Raw genomic sequence first — 14,430 nt, 5'->3', positions numbered from 1 at the left:
AGACTGTCACTCCTTTAAATCTTCCAATGTGGCGTCAGCCATGAAGTGGAAATGTCGAAGAAAATGGGTTCGTGCTGAATCTTATCCCCAATAAGCAATATATAGAGACAAAAAAATATGGATAAACTTGAATTGTTCACAACTTTATCCACAGCTTGTTGATAATATATAGAACAAACAAATCTATTCACATTCAAAAGTAATACCATCATAGCAAAACGTCCCTTGTTTTTCAATGAGCCGAGCCATTTTATCCACAAATTCAATCACTTGTGTATAATTTTTAAGAACAACACTAGATATTGTTGATAATTTGTTTACCGTTCGACAGTTTCTGTCAGCGGTCAATTTTTTTTATACACAGGTTGTACTCAAAATTTCGAACGTGGATAATTTTTTTAATCACAGGTGGATAACTGCGTAAGCTTGTGGATACTTTTTTTGGCGGAGGTGGCTGTGGATAATCGGTTTTCCAAAAGAGGAAGGAAGCTGCAACACATAGTTGACTTTTGGGACAATGATATGCTTTAATATATAAAGGTGTTTTCTGTGAGGATATGTCTCCAAAATTAATTGATAATACTTGTAGATACTGTCCCTACTCAAAAGGACGGCTTAGACCGTTTCTGCTAATATGACAGTAATTAAGATCCTGTAAGGGAGGTGCAATACATGAGACCGACGTTCAAACCGAATGTGAGCAAACGCAAGAAGGTACATGGTTTCCGCAAAAGAATGAGCACGAAAAACGGCCGTAAAGTGCTGGCAGCCCGCCGCCTGAAAGGCAGAAAAGTTTTGAGTGCGTAAGTTAGGCCACTTAGGGACCACTGCGGTGGTCCTTTTTTACTATTAAAGAATTCATTAGTTTCCGGGGGATATATAAGGAAGCTGATAAGCTGTCCTGAAATTTTTGCTTCCTTATATAGGGCAGAAACGGATACCGGCCGCTAACGGGGGGCCGCGCCGCTTCTGCCGGATGCGAATGGATATTGATGAGGCTCTGCAAAGGCTGTTCGTTACACTTTGCGGGCCTTTTTTAGATGGTTTGGAATGTAATGGTTTATGTATACGCAAACAGGGGAAGTAACATGCCTGGTCCGGAGGACAGCCGTTTATGACGGCAGCCGGATGACAATACTAAGTAGAAGATCATTTTCCGGAGCTTGACTGAGTTATCCGGTATTTGAATAGGAGATTCCCGTGCACAAAAGTCTACGATTACGAAACCGTGCGGACTTCAGCCGCGTATACCGCCATGGGAAGTCATTTGCGAATCATCAATTTGTGGTGTACTGGTTCAGCAAAAGAGAAGTGGAACGGTTCCGGCTTGGTGTGTCGGTCAGCAAGAAGGTCGGAAATGCTGTCGTGCGAAACCGCATGAGACGGCTGGTAAAGGAGATTGTCCGCCATCATGAGCCGGAAATTGCCGGCGGGCTGGATATAGTATTCATCGTTAGAAAGGGAGCACTCGATAAGGATTACGCGGAGCTCGAAAAAAGCGCACTGCATGTACTCCGCAAAGCCAAGCTGCTCAAGGCTTCACGCAAGTAACAGGCCCGGAACAGGCTTGTTTATTTGTCTTCATAATTATGGTATGATTTACGGTGCAGTGGAATGTTTAAGAGAGGGGTTTTGAGGTGTCTCTAATGAAGACTAAACGGGGAAAAATGTTTCTTCTCCTCGGGTTAATGGTACTGATGATTGCCGTCCTGTCAGGGTGCGCTCCATCATCAACGGTTACGCACACGACGGAGGATTTGAAGAATGGAGGCTTTTGGCAAAGTAACGTAGTTTATTATTTCGCCATCGCCCTAGATACGTTCGCTAAGTGGTTTAATGGACAATATGGACTGGCCGTACTTGTAATGGTGATCATCGTCCGCACGCTGATCCTGCCGCTTACTATGAAACAGGTGAAAAGCTCGCGTGCAATGCAGGCCATTCAACCGGAGCTCCAGAAAATCCAGAAAAAATATAAAGATCAGCCTGAGAAGGTGCAGCAGGAAACGATGCGCCTGTTCCAGGAGAACAAAGTCAATCCGATGGCAGGCTGTCTGCCGCTGATCGTGCAAATGCCGATTTTTATCGCTCTGTACAACTCGATCTACTACAATCCGGACCTGCGTGAGCATTCGTTCCTGTGGCTCCAGCTCGGCGAACCGGATAAGCTGTTTATCCTGCCGCTGCTGGCTGCGGCTACAACGTTCCTCCAGACCCGGATGATGACCAAGATGAATCCGGTTCAGCAGCAGGGGCCAATGCAGTTCATGATGATGGTATACCCGGTTCTGATTTTCATCATGTCTTACAATTTCCCGGCAGCACTGCCGCTATACTGGGTGTACAGTAACGTGTACACTATCATTCAGAACTACTTCTTATACCGCAACAACGATAAGACCAAATTGGCTGTCGCAGGTGCCGGTACCAGCAAAGAAGTCAATCTTGTGAAGGGCAAGGATTCAAGCGCTCGCAAGGATGTTACTCCCGCTGCAAAAGGCAATAGCGGCAAAGCGAAGGGAGCCAAAAAGTCAAAATGAGCAAAGTCGTCGCAACAGGGAAAACCATTGAAGAAGCTGTAGAACGTGGCCTGAGCCAGCTTGGAGTTCAAAAGGACCGGGTAACGGTCAGCGTACTTGAACAGCCGTCAAAAGGATTCCTGGGATTGATCGGTGCGAAAGGCGCCAAGGTAGAGCTTACCTTGATTCCTGAGGCCGCACCGGCATCAGCGGCGAGTGCTCCGTCACTGCCTCAGCAGTCAACACGAGAGAGCAAACAGGAGGCTGGCGGCGGTGTGCCGCGCCAAGATTCCGGACAACCCGCAGAGGAAGCTTACCAACAGGCCGTTCAATTTATAGTTGATGTCGCTAAGAGCATGGGGCTTACAGTGGAAGTAGAAATCGTTCATACCAAGGAATCGACCATTCTGCAAATTTCCGGTCCGGATCTGGGACTCCTGATTGGCAGAAGAGGACAGACTCTCGATGCTCTGCAGTATTTGGCTAATATTGTGGCCAACCGTTATTCTGACAGCTTCGTCCGTCTGGTGCTGGATGCGGAGAACTTCCGCGAGCGCCGTAAGAAGACTCTGGAGGAGCTGGCAGACCGCCTGGCCGGCCGGGTGATCCGGACCCGCAAAGAGGTTGTGCTTGAACCGATGTCACCGCAGGAGCGAAAGATCATTCACTCCAGGCTGCAGGATCATCGTCAGGTCAGTACCCTTAGCAAGGGTGAAGAACCGAACCGGCGTGTTGTTATAACATTGAAGTAGAGATTAAATATGCTGCAATGACTCCTTGTCCAATGTAAGGGGTCATTGCTTTTTTTGAAAGATAATAATTTATGCATCTCTTGATGCAATTGATTCTACTTGAGATATTAAACATTATATTGAGGTGAGAAACAGCATGCTTAGTGACACCATTGCTGCCGTATCTACGGCACTGGGTGAAGGGGGAATTGCGATTGTCCGCGTGAGCGGGCCTGAGGCGATATCGCAGGTTGCCCTTTTGTTCCGCGGCGGTACTCCGCTTACAGAGGTTCCTTCCCATACCGTTCATTACGGGCATATCATTAATCCTGTGAACGGGGAGCGGATGGAAGAGGTACTGGTTACAGTTATGAAGGGACCACGCTCTTTTACTACAGAGGATGTAGTCGAGATCAGTGCCCATGGCGGCGTTATTTCAGTAAGAAGAGTAATGGATCTGCTGCTGCAGCAGGATATCCGTCTGGCTGAGCCCGGTGAATTCACCAAGCGTGCATTTTTGGGCGGCCGGATCGATCTTTCCCAGGCTGAAGCGGTAATCGACCTGATCCGTTCAAAGTCAGACCGGGCATTCTCCGTTGCCCTGAAGCAGGTCAGCGGTTCCTTATCAGAGCGCATTAAGACATTGCGCCATACATTAATTGAAACGTTGGCCCATATAGAAGTAAACATTGATTACCCTGAGCATGATGTGGAAGCACTGACTGCAGAATTTATTAAAGAGAAAAGCAGTGAGGTTATGGCAGGTATTGATAAGCTGCTGAAAACTGCCAATGAAGGTAAGATTCTGCGCGAAGGTATCACGACAGCCATCGTCGGCCGCCCTAATGTCGGCAAATCTTCCTTGCTCAATGCGCTTGCCCGTGACAATAAAGCGATTGTAACCGATATTCCGGGAACAACGCGTGATGTAATAGAAGAGTATGTTACAATCAACAACATCCCGCTGAAGCTGCTGGATACTGCGGGCATCCGTGAAACAATGGATGTGGTTGAACGGATCGGAGTGGAACGATCCAAAGCTGCATTCAGCGATGCCGATCTGATTCTGCTTGTTCTTAATGCAAACGAAGAGCTGCATGAGGACGAACTGGCACTAATGGAACAAATCCACGGTAGACAAGCTTTGGTCATCATGAATAAAATGGACTTACCGCCTCGGCTGGACAAAGCCAAGCTGCTCACTTTTTTTGAGGAGTCCAGTATTGTGCCGATGTCTGTGCTTGAGGAAGAGGGACTGGATAAGCTGGAGGAAGCTATTTCAGAGCTGTTTTTCGGAGGTAAACTGGAATCAGGCGATCTCACCTATGTAAGTAATGTACGGCATATCGCTCTACTTAAAAAAGCGCATAAGTCGCTGCAGGATGCTTATGAAGCTGCGGATATGCTGGTGCCGATTGATATGATCCAGATTGATGTGCGGCTGGCCTGGGAACAGCTCGGGGAGATTATCGGGGATACCGCTGCTGATTCACTGCTTGATCAAATTTTCTCGCAATTTTGTCTGGGTAAATAAACCGATCATATATATTATTACTGCTCATATAAGCAGTCAGGAGGAATAGAAATGAGTTATGAAGGAGGCAGCTATGACGTAGTGGTCATAGGCGCCGGCCATGCCGGCTGCGAGGCTGCTCTGGCTGCAGCCCGGATGGGCTGCAAAACACTGATGATTACCATTAACCTGGATATGGTGGCTTTTATGCCATGTAATCCTTCGATCGGCGGTCCGGCCAAAGGACATGTCGTCCGTGAAATCGATGCGCTGGGCGGCGAGATGGGCCGCAACATTGATAAGACCTTTATTCAGCTGCGCATGCTTAATACAGGCAAAGGACCGGCGGTTCATGCACTGCGTGCCCAGGCGGATAAATACCTTTATCAGCACGCCATGAAAGAAACGATGGAGAAGACGCCGAATCTGACACTTCGCCAGGGGATGGTTGAGGAGCTGATTGTGGAGGACGGAAAATGTGCCGGTGTCATTACCAAGACCGGTACAGTATACCGCAGCAAGACTGTTATTTTGACGACTGGAACGTATCTGCGCGGTAAAGTGATTATGGGCGAGCTGACATATGAGAGCGGTCCGAACAATCAGCAGCCTTCTGTACGCCTGTCCGAGAACCTGCGTGAGCTTGGCTTTGAGCTGGTCCGCTTCAAGACAGGTACACCGCCGCGTGTTCATAAGGATACGATTGATTTCTCGAAGACTGAAATTCAGCCCGGAGATGATAAACCAAAATTCTTCTCTTTTGAAACCAAATCTTCGGATAACGAACAGCTGCCATGCTGGCTGACTTATACCCAACCTGTAACGCACCAGATTATTAATGATAACCTGCATCGTGCCCCGATGTTCACCGGTATTATTGAAGGAACAGGCCCGCGTTATTGCCCGTCTATTGAAGACAAGGTAGTACGATTTAGCGACAAGTCACAGCACCAGATTTTTCTTGAACCGGAAGGAAAAAACACTTCGGAGTATTACGTGCAGGGACTGTCCACCAGTCTGCCTGAGGATGTACAGTTAGCTGTGCTTCGCTCCATTCCAGGGATGGAAAAGGTAGAAATGATGCGTAACGGTTATGCAATTGAGTATGATGCCATGGTGCCTACACAGCTGTGGCCGTCACTGGAAACCAAACGTCTGCCGGGATTGTTCACTGCGGGACAGATTAACGGTACTTCTGGATACGAGGAGGCCGCCGGGCAAGGAGTTATGGCCGGTATTAATGCAGCCCGTAAAGTACAGGATAAGGAACCTGTAGTGCTTGACCGTTCCCAGGGTTATATCGGCGTTTTGATTGATGATCTGGTGACTAAGGGCACGAATGAGCCTTACCGCCTGCTTACTTCCCGTGCTGAATACCGGCTGCTGCTTCGCCATGACAATGCCGATCTGCGTCTTACTTCTATTGGATATGACATCGGGCTAATTCCGCAGCAGCGCTATGATGCCTTTGTCCATAAGAAAGAAACGGTTGAACGTGAGATTGTCCGTCTGCAGGAAACGAAGGTTAAGCCTGTCGAGGTTAATGAAGCTTTGGCAGCTTATGAATCGGCACCTATCGTTGACGGCTCTAACCTGCTTGTGCTGATGCGCCGTCCGGAGGTCGCTTACAGCTTTGTTGACCAGATATCGCCTTCACCTGAAGAACTGGACGATGAGATGAAGGAGCAGGTAGAAATTCAGATCAAATATGCCGGATACATCGAGAAGCAGCTGGCACATGTAGAGAAGCTGCAGAAGATGGAGAAGAAGAAAATTCCAGATGATATCGACTATAACGAGATTCATGGGCTTGCGATGGAAGCGCGGCAGAAGCTGACCAAGATCGCCCCGATCTCCATCGGACAGGCATCGCGGATTGCCGGAGTAACTCCGGCTGATATTTCGATTCTGCTTGTTCACTTAGAGCATTATAACCGGGTGACAGCAGCGAAAGGATAATTTATGGACAGCACAACAGCACAGTTTGTTGCTCTATTGCAGGAGAAGGGCATTGAGCTTTCTTCCCGGCAGCTGGAGCAGTTTGAGCTTTATTATCAGGAGCTCGTATCCTGGAATGAAAAGATGAATCTGACCGGCATTACAGAACGGGATCAGGTTTATACCAAGCATTTTTATGACTCGCTTTCACTTGCCTTTTATGTTGATCTGACCCAAGTGAACAGTCTGGCGGATATCGGATCAGGTGCAGGCTTTCCCGGTATTCCGCTAAAAATCTGCTTCCCGCATATTAAGCTGACAATCGTTGATTCACTCAGCAAAAGAATTTCCTTCCTCCAGCATATCTGTGACACGCTGGGACTTAGCGGAGTGCAGCTGATTCATGGCCGGGCGGAGGATATCGCCAGACAGTTCGTTCACCGTGATGCGTATGATGTAGTTACTGCACGTGCGGTTGCCCGTTTGTCACTTCTCAATGAATTCTGCCTTCCGTTTACCCGGAAGGATGGGATTTTTGCAGCAATGAAGGGGAATGACCCGTCTGAGGAATTAATTGAAGCGGGACGCAGTCTCAAGGAATTGCGTGCTGAGCTTAAGAAGGTCGAATCGTTCAGCCTGCCGGTAGAAGAATCGGCGCGCCATATCGTTATGATCCGCAAGACAGGTGCTACACCCGCCAAGTATCCCCGTAAAGCGGGAATGCCGGCGAAAGCACCGCTCATTTAATTGTTTCACGTGAAACATTTTTATCCAGTTGAATAGCTTGCTTAATAAGGAGTCCTTAGTTGCTAAGGGCTTTTTATTTTGCAGACTATGCTATATCGCATCTCTATTGTTATAAAAGGCAGGAAAAATAGGTCTTTATGGAGAATAGGATTATCTGAGGAAAAGTGATAGAATGATAGAGTATCAGATTTAGAGTAGGTTGTACGATGGGCTTTTTGCCAGGCTAGGTTAAGAGGATCGTAATATAATGAAACTAGGTGGTTATGAACGGAATGAAAGAACAATTCACCAAGCTTTTTGGATTTAGCGAGCGGAGCAGCGGAGAAGAGGTCAAACAAATCCCGGTTCATGAGGTTATCAGCAGTCCTTATCAGCCCCGGACCATTTTTGATGACGAGAAGATAGACGAGCTCTGTCAGACCATCAAAACCCACGGAGTCATTCAACCCATTGTTGTTCGCGTACGTGACTCGCAGTATGAGATTATTGCCGGAGAACGGCGTTGGCGTGCGGTTAAGAAGCTCGGTTTGGATACCGTCCCTGCCATTGTCCGTGAGTTCAATGATTCCCAGGCTGCCTCAATCGCTCTAATCGAAAATTTACAGCGTGAGGGTCTGACATCTATTGAGGAAGCAATCGCCTATCAGAAATTGATTGATCTTCATCAACTGACCCAGGAAAGCCTAGCCCAGCGTTTAGGCAAAAGCCAGTCCACAATCGCTAACAAGATCCGCCTGCTGCAGCTGCCGGAAGAAGTGAAGACAGCGCTGATGGAGCGCCAAATCACCGAGCGGCATGCCCGTTCCTTGCTTTCTCTGGACAGTGTTGAGATGCAGCTAAAGGTACTGGCAGAGATCATCTCCAAGGAACTGAATGTTAAGCAGACAGAAGCACGTATCGCCTTCTATAAGGCACTAAGCCAGACTGCCAAAAAATCAAAACGGGTTTCCTACACCAAGGATGTTCGTCTCGCTCTTAATACAATTCGTCAATCCATTGATATGGTAACAGGCTCAGGAATGGAGATTAAGACTTCGGAAAATGACCGCGGTGACCATTATGAGATTGTGATTCAGATCCCTAAACGATAAATTGTTTCAAAAGCTGAAGGCGGCCCTGAGGTGATTGGCCGCCTTTTCTGTGACTACATGCGGGTTGTACCGCTGTATTCCATTAATTGAACTCCTACTTGTATATTTGTCTATTTTCTCGCAGATTTGATGCCGTTCAAAACGTTACAACTTCACGAACTACAAGATGATTCTTTCTAACAATTCGAGGTGAAATAAGTGTCCAAGATTATTGCCATAGCAAATCAAAAAGGCGGAGTCGGAAAAACGACAACCTCTGTGAACCTGGGTGCCGGTATGGCTACTTTGGGGAAGAGAGTGCTTCTTGTCGATATTGACCCGCAAGGCAACACTACAAGCGGCGTTGGCGTCAACAAAGCGGATGTAGCGAATTGCATTTATGATATTCTCATTAATGAGGTGAATACGCAGGATGCGATCCTGCACACACAAATAGAAGGGCTGCATATTATTCCAGCAACCATCCAACTGGCTGGTGCGGAAATCGAATTAGTATCAACGATTTCGCGGGAACTGAAGCTCAAAAAAGCGTTGAACGCAGTGAAAAATAATTATGATTACATCATCATTGACTGCCCGCCGTCTCTCGGCATTTTAACTATTAACTCACTGACAGCGGCTGATTCGGTAATCATTCCAATTCAATGTGAGTATTATGCACTCGAAGGACTAAGCCAATTACTTAATACGGTTCGCCTGGTGCAGAAAAACCTTAATCCGCATTTAAGCATTGAAGGCGTTCTGCTGACTATGCTGGATGCCCGGACGAACCTGGGGATTCAGGTCATTGAAGAGGTTAAGAAGTACTTCCAGGAAAAGGTATACCGCACTATTATTCCGCGTAATGTCCGTCTGAGTGAAGCGCCTTCACATGGACAGTCCATTATTACTTATGATTCCCGCTCCAAAGGCGCGGAAGTGTATTTAGAGTTGGCAAAGGAAGTGATCTCCTATGAGTAAGCGTTTAGGAAAAGGTCTAGATGCACTGATTCCATCCTTGTCTATTAATGAAGATGATAAGGTTGTAGAGATACCTTTAGGCCAGTTGCGGGCTAATCCTTATCAGCCGCGTAAGGACTTTAATGAAGAAGCAATCCAGGAACTGGCAGAGTCTATCAGACAGCATGGAGTGATTCAGCCGATTATTGTCCGCAGCGTACTCAAGGGATACGAAATTATAGCCGGGGAACGAAGATTCCGGGCTTCCCAGTATTGCGGAAAATCAACAATTCCTGCTGTTGTAAGAAGTTTGAGTGACCAGCAGGTAATGGAAATCGCCCTGATTGAGAATCTGCAGCGTGAGAATCTCAATGCAATGGAGATTGCAGTAGCTTACCAGGGGCTGATGGATCAATTTTCTCTAACTCAGGAAGAGCTCTCACTTAAGGTGGGGAAATCCAGATCGCATATTGCTAACTTTCTGCGGCTGCTGACTTTGCCGGAGGAAGTGAAGGATTATGTTTCACGTGGAACAATTTCTATGGGACATGCGCGGGCTATTGTCGGGCTAAAAGATCCTGAAATTGTGAAACAGTTGGCTGAGCAGTGTGTAGAGCAGCAGTGGAGTGTAAGACAGCTTGAAGAGGTGGTCAAAAACCTTGACCGTAAGCCGGCTGCAGGAGTCAAAGCGAAAGTTGTAAAGCGTGATCCATATATTGATAATGTTGAAGAAGGGCTACGCGAAAGATTTAAAACCACAGTGAAGATTAAACAGGGTAAGGATAAAGGGAAGATCGAAATCAATTACTACAGTGCCCAAGACCTGGAAAGGCTGTTGGAACTGCTGGGGAACTGATTTGAATATGCAGACGCGAAAACATATCCTGAGGTATCCCTAACACGGATATGGAGGGATATGTTTTTTACACTTGAAAAGGGAGGTGGAGAATGGAACCGTTGTTGTATTTGGATCATGCGGCAACTTCCTGGCCTAAGCCGCCAGAGGTGGCTGCAGCGATGATGGAGGCCTTGGAACAGTCGGGTGCCAATGCAGGCAGAGGCAGTCACTCACTGGCCATAGGGACGGGTAGAGTGCTTGTGAGGGCTCGTAGTATGCTTGCTGAGCTATTTGGGATATCGAATGCACAGGACATCGCTTTTACTCATAACACGACAATGGGTTTGAATCTGGCCATAAAGGGGACGCTTCAGTCAGGGGATCATGTCATCTCGACGATGACCGAACATAATTCGGTGCGCCGTCCGCTGGAGTACCTTCGCCGAACGATCGGTATACAGGTGGACTATCTTTGTGTGAATGAAGAAGGACAGGTTGATCTGGCGGAACTGGAACGGCTATTTAGACCTAATACCAGGATGGTCATCTGCAACCATAGCTCGAACCTGCTGGGGAGTATTCTCCCTGTTGGTGAGATCGGAGAAATCGCCAAGGAGCATGAGGCTGTTTTTCTGGTTGATGCAGCACAGAGTGCCGGAACGTTGGATATCGATGTGCAGAAGATGAATATTGATATGCTTGCTTTTCCGGGGCATAAAGGTCTGCTAGGTCCGCAAGGGACAGGGGGATTGTATATTTCTCCGGAGCTTAATCCTGAACCTTTAATGCACGGAGGAACCGGCAGCCAGTCCGAGAGCAGTGAGCAGCCGACGGTCCGCCCTGACCGTTATGAGGCAGGAACCCAGAATGCTGTCGGTATTGCCGGGCTGCTGGCCGGAGTCCGTAAAATCAAAGCGCTGGGTACTCATCATATCCATAAGCAGGAATGGCTCTTAACCCAGCAACTTATGGAGGGCTTGTCGTCAATTCCGGGGCTGAGGCTGCTTGGACCCGGAATAGGTGCGCCGCGGAGCGGAATTGTTTCGTTTACTATTGAGGGTGAGGAATCAGCAGCCATTGCCCATCGGCTGGACCGCGAGTATAACATTGCTGTAAGAGCGGGGATGCACTGTACTCCGTTAGCCCATAAAGCAGCAGCCACGCTGGAGAGCGGGGCTGTCAGAGCAAGTGTAGGCATCAGTTCAACTGAGCATGATATAAAAAGAATGCTGGATGCCATGGAGGAGCTATACGGCCGGTCCCGCAGCAGCAGATAAACACAAAAGGATGGTCCATACATGTTAGAGCTGAATCAAATGATTAATGAACAAATTTCCCTGGTTATGTTCGCTGCAGTAATGATCATATTAATATTGTTGATTATGCAGATTGTTCAAGGCAGCAAGCTCCGCAAAATGCGGCGTAAGTATGAGGCAATGATGGGCGGTAACGGCATTGAGGACTTGGAAAGTCTGCTGATTGATCTGAAAAATCATAGTGAGCGTCTGGATGAAGAACAGCGTGAACATAAAGTGCTGATTGAAGCGGCTCAGAATAAAATGCGCGGCATGAAATCCAAAGTGGCTGTGAAGCGGTATAACGCATTTGGTGAGCGTGGAAGCGACCTGAGCTTTTCCATAGCCATTATAGATGACGGAAGTAACGGTGTAGTCTTAACAAGTCTGCATAACCGGGAGAATTCTTATATCTATGCCAAACCGCTTGAGAACGGGTCATCACAATATCCATTGTCCCCGGAAGAAAAGGAAGTTATTGCTCAAGCGCAGCAGCAGATTTAGCGTGAAGGTTCCACTGCTTTAAGGCAGAGAAGAGGCTGACAGCAATGATGTCTGATAAGCGCATGACGAGGCTCAGGCGGGTATTCTGAAGCACGAAATATTCCATGAATCCGCCCACATTGACAATACCGGTTAAATGAATATCTCCGACAGGAGGCAGCTGCTTATTGACGCCGGCACCAGGGCGCAGAGGACCATCAACGACCTGGATGCAGCCTACGCTGGCGGAATGCCCCAGGCAGGCATCAATGCCGATAATAAAAGGATCATTATGCTTGTTGTAAATGAGCGTTAGTGTCTCCTCCAAATTAACGGCGTGCACCGGCTCGTCCAATGTTCCGTACAGATGGAATAACGGGCTGTGGAAGCGGGATAAAGCAGTGCCCACAAGAGGGCCCAGCGAATCACCGGTGGAGCGGTCAGTGCCGACACATACAATAACTATTGGAGTATCCGGACGTGTACACGAAAAGTGGAACAGCAGACGGTGGGTAATGGCCGAGTAAATATTAGGATCAGCATGTGATATTTTGAGGCATGACGGCTCTTGCAGCGGTACAGCTTTAGAAGATAAATTCATATAACCTTCCTTTCTACAGGCGGAGCTTCTACGAAAATACCAGCGGCAGTTCATTCCATTTCAAAGATTGCTGATAAGGTATGGCGTTAGTCCGCAGGAGAGTGTTGATGATCCTAGTATATGGATGAAAAAAGCTTTTTATACTACAGGTGCAAGAGATAGGACCTTAAGACCAGAGGGAGCGATGGAGATGGGGGAAGAGCTGCTGATTGCGTTTGACTCAACCCAGCAGGCGCTGCGTGCTGAGATGCTGCTGGAGTATGCGGAAATGGAGATTGATATCTTCCCGACTCCCAAGGAAATTACAGCAGGCTGTGCGATGTCGATTCAGTTTTTTCGCAACGATCTGGCAGGGGTGAGAGAAATCATCACTGGACAGAACGTGGAAATCCGCGGGATCTTTGGCAGGAATGAAGAGGGAAACGGGTATATAGAGATACATGATTAAAGAGGGAGGGACCTGAATGCAAACCTGGTTGTTGGAATCTGCGGCATCTGGTGCTTTGGATGATGCTGTCCGGTTCAAGGATAGAGTGTGGAACTGGTTAACGGATGCTGATATGTGGGCAAATGTTTTGTTTTCGGGACTCAGAATTCTGGCTATTTTTCTTTTGACCCGGCTGATAATTAAAGTAGTCTACAAAGTCATTGACCGTTCCATGGAAAAAGAGGTAACAGGAAGCAGACTTCTGGCGAACAGCCGCCGCTTTTCTACTGTGGGCGGGCTTCTGAAAAATGTAGTCACGGTCATCTGTAATTTTATCATGATTATGCTGATCCTTTCTGAATTCAACTTCGATCTGGGCCCGCTGCTGGCCGGTGCAGGTGTAGTCGGTCTGGCTATCGGGTTTGGAGCGCAAAGTTTGGTCAAGGATGTAATTACCGGCTTCTTTATCATTTTTGAAGATCAGTTTGCAGTAGGGGATGTGATTCAGACCGGTACTTATAAAGGAACGGTGGAGATGATCGGGCTCAGAACGACCAGGCTGCTCAGCTTTACGGGGGAGGTTCATATTGTTCCGAACGGTTCAATTGTCAATGTAACCAACTATTCCTTGGCTAATGCGATGGCAGTGGTGGACGTGCCGGTGAAGATTGAGCGGGGTCTGGAAAATACGCTTGCCCTGATAGGTGAAGCACTGCAGGGAATTGAGGAGCGGAGTGACAACATTATTTCTTACCCGAATATTCTCGGTATTCAGTCCATGAGCACATCGGAGTTTGTGATCCGTATAGCTGCTAACTGCCAGCCTAATGCCCGGGAAGCTGCGCAGCGGCAGATTCAGAGCGATATCAAACAGGCTCTGGAGAAGCAGACTGCCCAGGAGGAGGCTGAGGCAGCGCGTAAAGCGCTGGAGCAGGAAGAGCAGGCGTCAGAAACGGCTATAGAGGCTGAACTTGTAAAAACGGCCAGGGAAGCCAGTGAGACGGCAGGAGCGATCCCAAGAAGGCAGATTGCAGCTGCCCAAGAGGGAGAAGAGGGGGATAACTGATGGAACGGAAGGTCTTTGAACTTGGGGATATTGTGCTGATGAAAAAGCCCCATCCCTGCGGAACAAACGAAATGGAGATCATCCGGATGGGGATGGATATCCGCATAAAATGCACCGGCTGCCAGCACAGTGTGCTGATTCCCCGTGCCAAGTTCGAGAAAAACCTCAAAAAAGTACTCCGCTCAAAGAGTGCTTCAACAGAATCGGACGGGCACGATATTTAAGCTTGCAAAAGCAAATAC

General features: G+C 47.9%; 16 protein-coding genes. 15 read left to right on the top strand and 1 reads right to left on the bottom strand.

The features are described from left to right. Window positions 1–672: 672 nt before the first annotated feature. The 12 genes from rpmH to AC4G46_RS32015 all read left to right on the top strand — a co-directional run bounded on the left by rpmH (window position 673) and on the right by AC4G46_RS32015 (window position 12,115). The gene (gene rpmH / locus AC4G46_RS32070; protein WP_019914530.1) at window positions 673–807 is read left to right on the top strand and encodes a 50S ribosomal protein L34; all 135 of its coding nucleotides are present in this window, start codon (window positions 673–675) and stop codon (window positions 805–807) included. Between the two features lie 393 nt (window positions 808–1,200). Then, complete coding sequence (gene rnpA / locus AC4G46_RS32065; RefSeq protein WP_068729579.1) at window positions 1,201–1,551, top strand: ribonuclease P protein component; 351 nt, start codon at window positions 1,201–1,203, stop codon at window positions 1,549–1,551. An 86-nt stretch (window positions 1,552–1,637) separates the two neighbouring features. Further along, complete coding sequence (locus tag AC4G46_RS32060; protein ID WP_068729577.1) at window positions 1,638–2,540, top strand: YidC/Oxa1 family membrane protein insertase; 903 nt, start codon at window positions 1,638–1,640, stop codon at window positions 2,538–2,540. Then, the gene (gene jag / locus AC4G46_RS32055) at window positions 2,537–3,271 is read left to right on the top strand and encodes an RNA-binding cell elongation regulator Jag/EloR (protein WP_491126176.1); all 735 of its coding nucleotides are present in this window, start codon (window positions 2,537–2,539) and stop codon (window positions 3,269–3,271) included. Before AC4G46_RS32060 ends, jag begins: the two co-directional genes overlap by 4 nt. Before the next feature lie 136 nt (window positions 3,272–3,407). Beyond that, window positions 3,408–4,784 (top strand): tRNA uridine-5-carboxymethylaminomethyl(34) synthesis GTPase MnmE, encoded by a 1,377-nt coding sequence (gene mnmE, locus AC4G46_RS32050; RefSeq protein WP_277468301.1) that lies wholly within the window; start codon window positions 3,408–3,410, stop codon window positions 4,782–4,784. Between the two features lie 51 nt (window positions 4,785–4,835). Further along, window positions 4,836–6,722 (top strand): tRNA uridine-5-carboxymethylaminomethyl(34) synthesis enzyme MnmG, encoded by a 1,887-nt coding sequence (gene mnmG / locus AC4G46_RS32045; RefSeq protein WP_491126175.1) that lies wholly within the window; start codon window positions 4,836–4,838, stop codon window positions 6,720–6,722. 3 nt (window positions 6,723–6,725) lie between these two features. Then, window positions 6,726–7,448 (top strand): 16S rRNA (guanine(527)-N(7))-methyltransferase RsmG, encoded by a 723-nt coding sequence (gene rsmG / locus AC4G46_RS32040; protein WP_491126174.1) that lies wholly within the window; start codon window positions 6,726–6,728, stop codon window positions 7,446–7,448. 272 nt (window positions 7,449–7,720) lie between these two features. Beyond that, a complete protein-coding gene (noc, locus tag AC4G46_RS32035; RefSeq protein WP_068729608.1) occupies window positions 7,721–8,539 on the top strand; it encodes a nucleoid occlusion protein in 819 nt (272 codons plus the stop codon). 198 nt (window positions 8,540–8,737) lie between these two features. After that, on the top strand, window positions 8,738–9,499 hold the full coding sequence (locus AC4G46_RS32030) for a ParA family protein (RefSeq protein WP_491126173.1): 762 nt from the start codon (window positions 8,738–8,740) through the stop codon (window positions 9,497–9,499). Further along, on the top strand, window positions 9,492–10,334 hold the full coding sequence (locus tag AC4G46_RS32025; protein ID WP_090716129.1) for a ParB/RepB/Spo0J family partition protein: 843 nt from the start codon (window positions 9,492–9,494) through the stop codon (window positions 10,332–10,334). The genes AC4G46_RS32030 and AC4G46_RS32025 overlap by 8 nt, the downstream gene beginning before the upstream one ends. A gap of 92 nt (window positions 10,335–10,426) precedes the next feature. Beyond that, a complete protein-coding gene (locus AC4G46_RS32020; RefSeq protein WP_491126172.1) occupies window positions 10,427–11,593 on the top strand; it encodes an aminotransferase class V-fold PLP-dependent enzyme in 1,167 nt (388 codons plus the stop codon). A gap of 21 nt (window positions 11,594–11,614) precedes the next feature. Further along, window positions 11,615–12,115 (top strand): DUF4446 family protein, encoded by a 501-nt coding sequence (locus AC4G46_RS32015; protein ID WP_491126171.1) that lies wholly within the window; start codon window positions 11,615–11,617, stop codon window positions 12,113–12,115. Here the strand turns inward: AC4G46_RS32015 and yyaC are convergent. Further along, window positions 12,087–12,695: a spore protease YyaC gene (gene yyaC, locus AC4G46_RS32010; RefSeq protein WP_491126170.1), complete on the bottom strand. Its 609-nt coding sequence runs from the start codon at window positions 12,693–12,695 to the stop codon at window positions 12,087–12,089. The two genes, AC4G46_RS32015 and yyaC, sit on opposite strands and share 29 nt — an antisense overlap. A 190-nt stretch (window positions 12,696–12,885) precedes the next feature. On the opposite strand from yyaC, the gene AC4G46_RS32005 reads away from it, so the two are divergent. Genes AC4G46_RS32005 through AC4G46_RS31995 form a run of 3 tightly spaced genes read left to right on the top strand, consistent with a single transcriptional unit; the run spans window position 12,886 to window position 14,412 of the window. After that, entirely contained in the window at window positions 12,886–13,143 is a 258-nt protein-coding gene (locus AC4G46_RS32005; RefSeq protein WP_491129027.1) for a putative Se/S carrier protein, read from the top strand. 16 nt (window positions 13,144–13,159) lie between these two features. Next, on the top strand, window positions 13,160–14,188 hold the full coding sequence (locus AC4G46_RS32000; protein WP_491126169.1) for a mechanosensitive ion channel family protein: 1,029 nt from the start codon (window positions 13,160–13,162) through the stop codon (window positions 14,186–14,188). Beyond that, window positions 14,188–14,412, top strand: coding sequence for a DUF951 domain-containing protein (locus AC4G46_RS31995; protein ID WP_221795868.1), 225 nt, complete (start codon window positions 14,188–14,190; stop codon window positions 14,410–14,412). Before AC4G46_RS32000 ends, AC4G46_RS31995 begins: the two co-directional genes overlap by 1 nt. The last annotated feature ends 18 nt before the right edge of the window (window positions 14,413–14,430 follow it).

The sequence above is a fragment of the Paenibacillus sp. fava2 genome, from assembly GCF_058313675.1.
The sequence above is the reverse complement of the archived record's forward strand: the minus strand, read 5'-3'. Positions and strand labels throughout refer to the sequence as shown.

Bases quoted from the DNA above. Each gene is read 5' to 3' on its own strand.
- rpmH (WP_019914530.1), top strand. From the start codon at position 673: ATGAGACCGACGTTCAAACCGAATGTGAGCAAACGCAAGAAGGTACAT.
- jag (WP_491126176.1), top strand. From the start codon at position 2,537: ATGAGCAAAGTCGTCGCAACAGGGAAAACCATTGAAGAAGCTGTAGAA.
- mnmE (WP_277468301.1), top strand. From the start codon at position 3,408: ATGCTTAGTGACACCATTGCTGCCGTATCTACGGCACTGGGTGAAGGG.
- mnmG (WP_491126175.1), top strand. From the start codon at position 4,836: ATGAGTTATGAAGGAGGCAGCTATGACGTAGTGGTCATAGGCGCCGGC.
- rsmG (WP_491126174.1), top strand. From the start codon at position 6,726: ATGGACAGCACAACAGCACAGTTTGTTGCTCTATTGCAGGAGAAGGGC.
- noc (WP_068729608.1), top strand. From the start codon at position 7,721: ATGAAAGAACAATTCACCAAGCTTTTTGGATTTAGCGAGCGGAGCAGC.
- AC4G46_RS32025 (WP_090716129.1), top strand. From the start codon at position 9,492: ATGAGTAAGCGTTTAGGAAAAGGTCTAGATGCACTGATTCCATCCTTG.
- AC4G46_RS32020 (WP_491126172.1), top strand. From the start codon at position 10,427: ATGGAACCGTTGTTGTATTTGGATCATGCGGCAACTTCCTGGCCTAAG.
- AC4G46_RS32015 (WP_491126171.1), top strand. From the start codon at position 11,615: ATGTTAGAGCTGAATCAAATGATTAATGAACAAATTTCCCTGGTTATG.
- yyaC (WP_491126170.1), bottom strand. From the start codon at position 12,695: ATGAATTTATCTTCTAAAGCTGTACCGCTGCAAGAGCCGTCATGCCTC.
- AC4G46_RS32005 (WP_491129027.1), top strand. From the start codon at position 12,886: ATGGGGGAAGAGCTGCTGATTGCGTTTGACTCAACCCAGCAGGCGCTG.
- AC4G46_RS32000 (WP_491126169.1), top strand. From the start codon at position 13,160: ATGCAAACCTGGTTGTTGGAATCTGCGGCATCTGGTGCTTTGGATGAT.
- AC4G46_RS31995 (WP_221795868.1), top strand. From the start codon at position 14,188: ATGGAACGGAAGGTCTTTGAACTTGGGGATATTGTGCTGATGAAAAAG.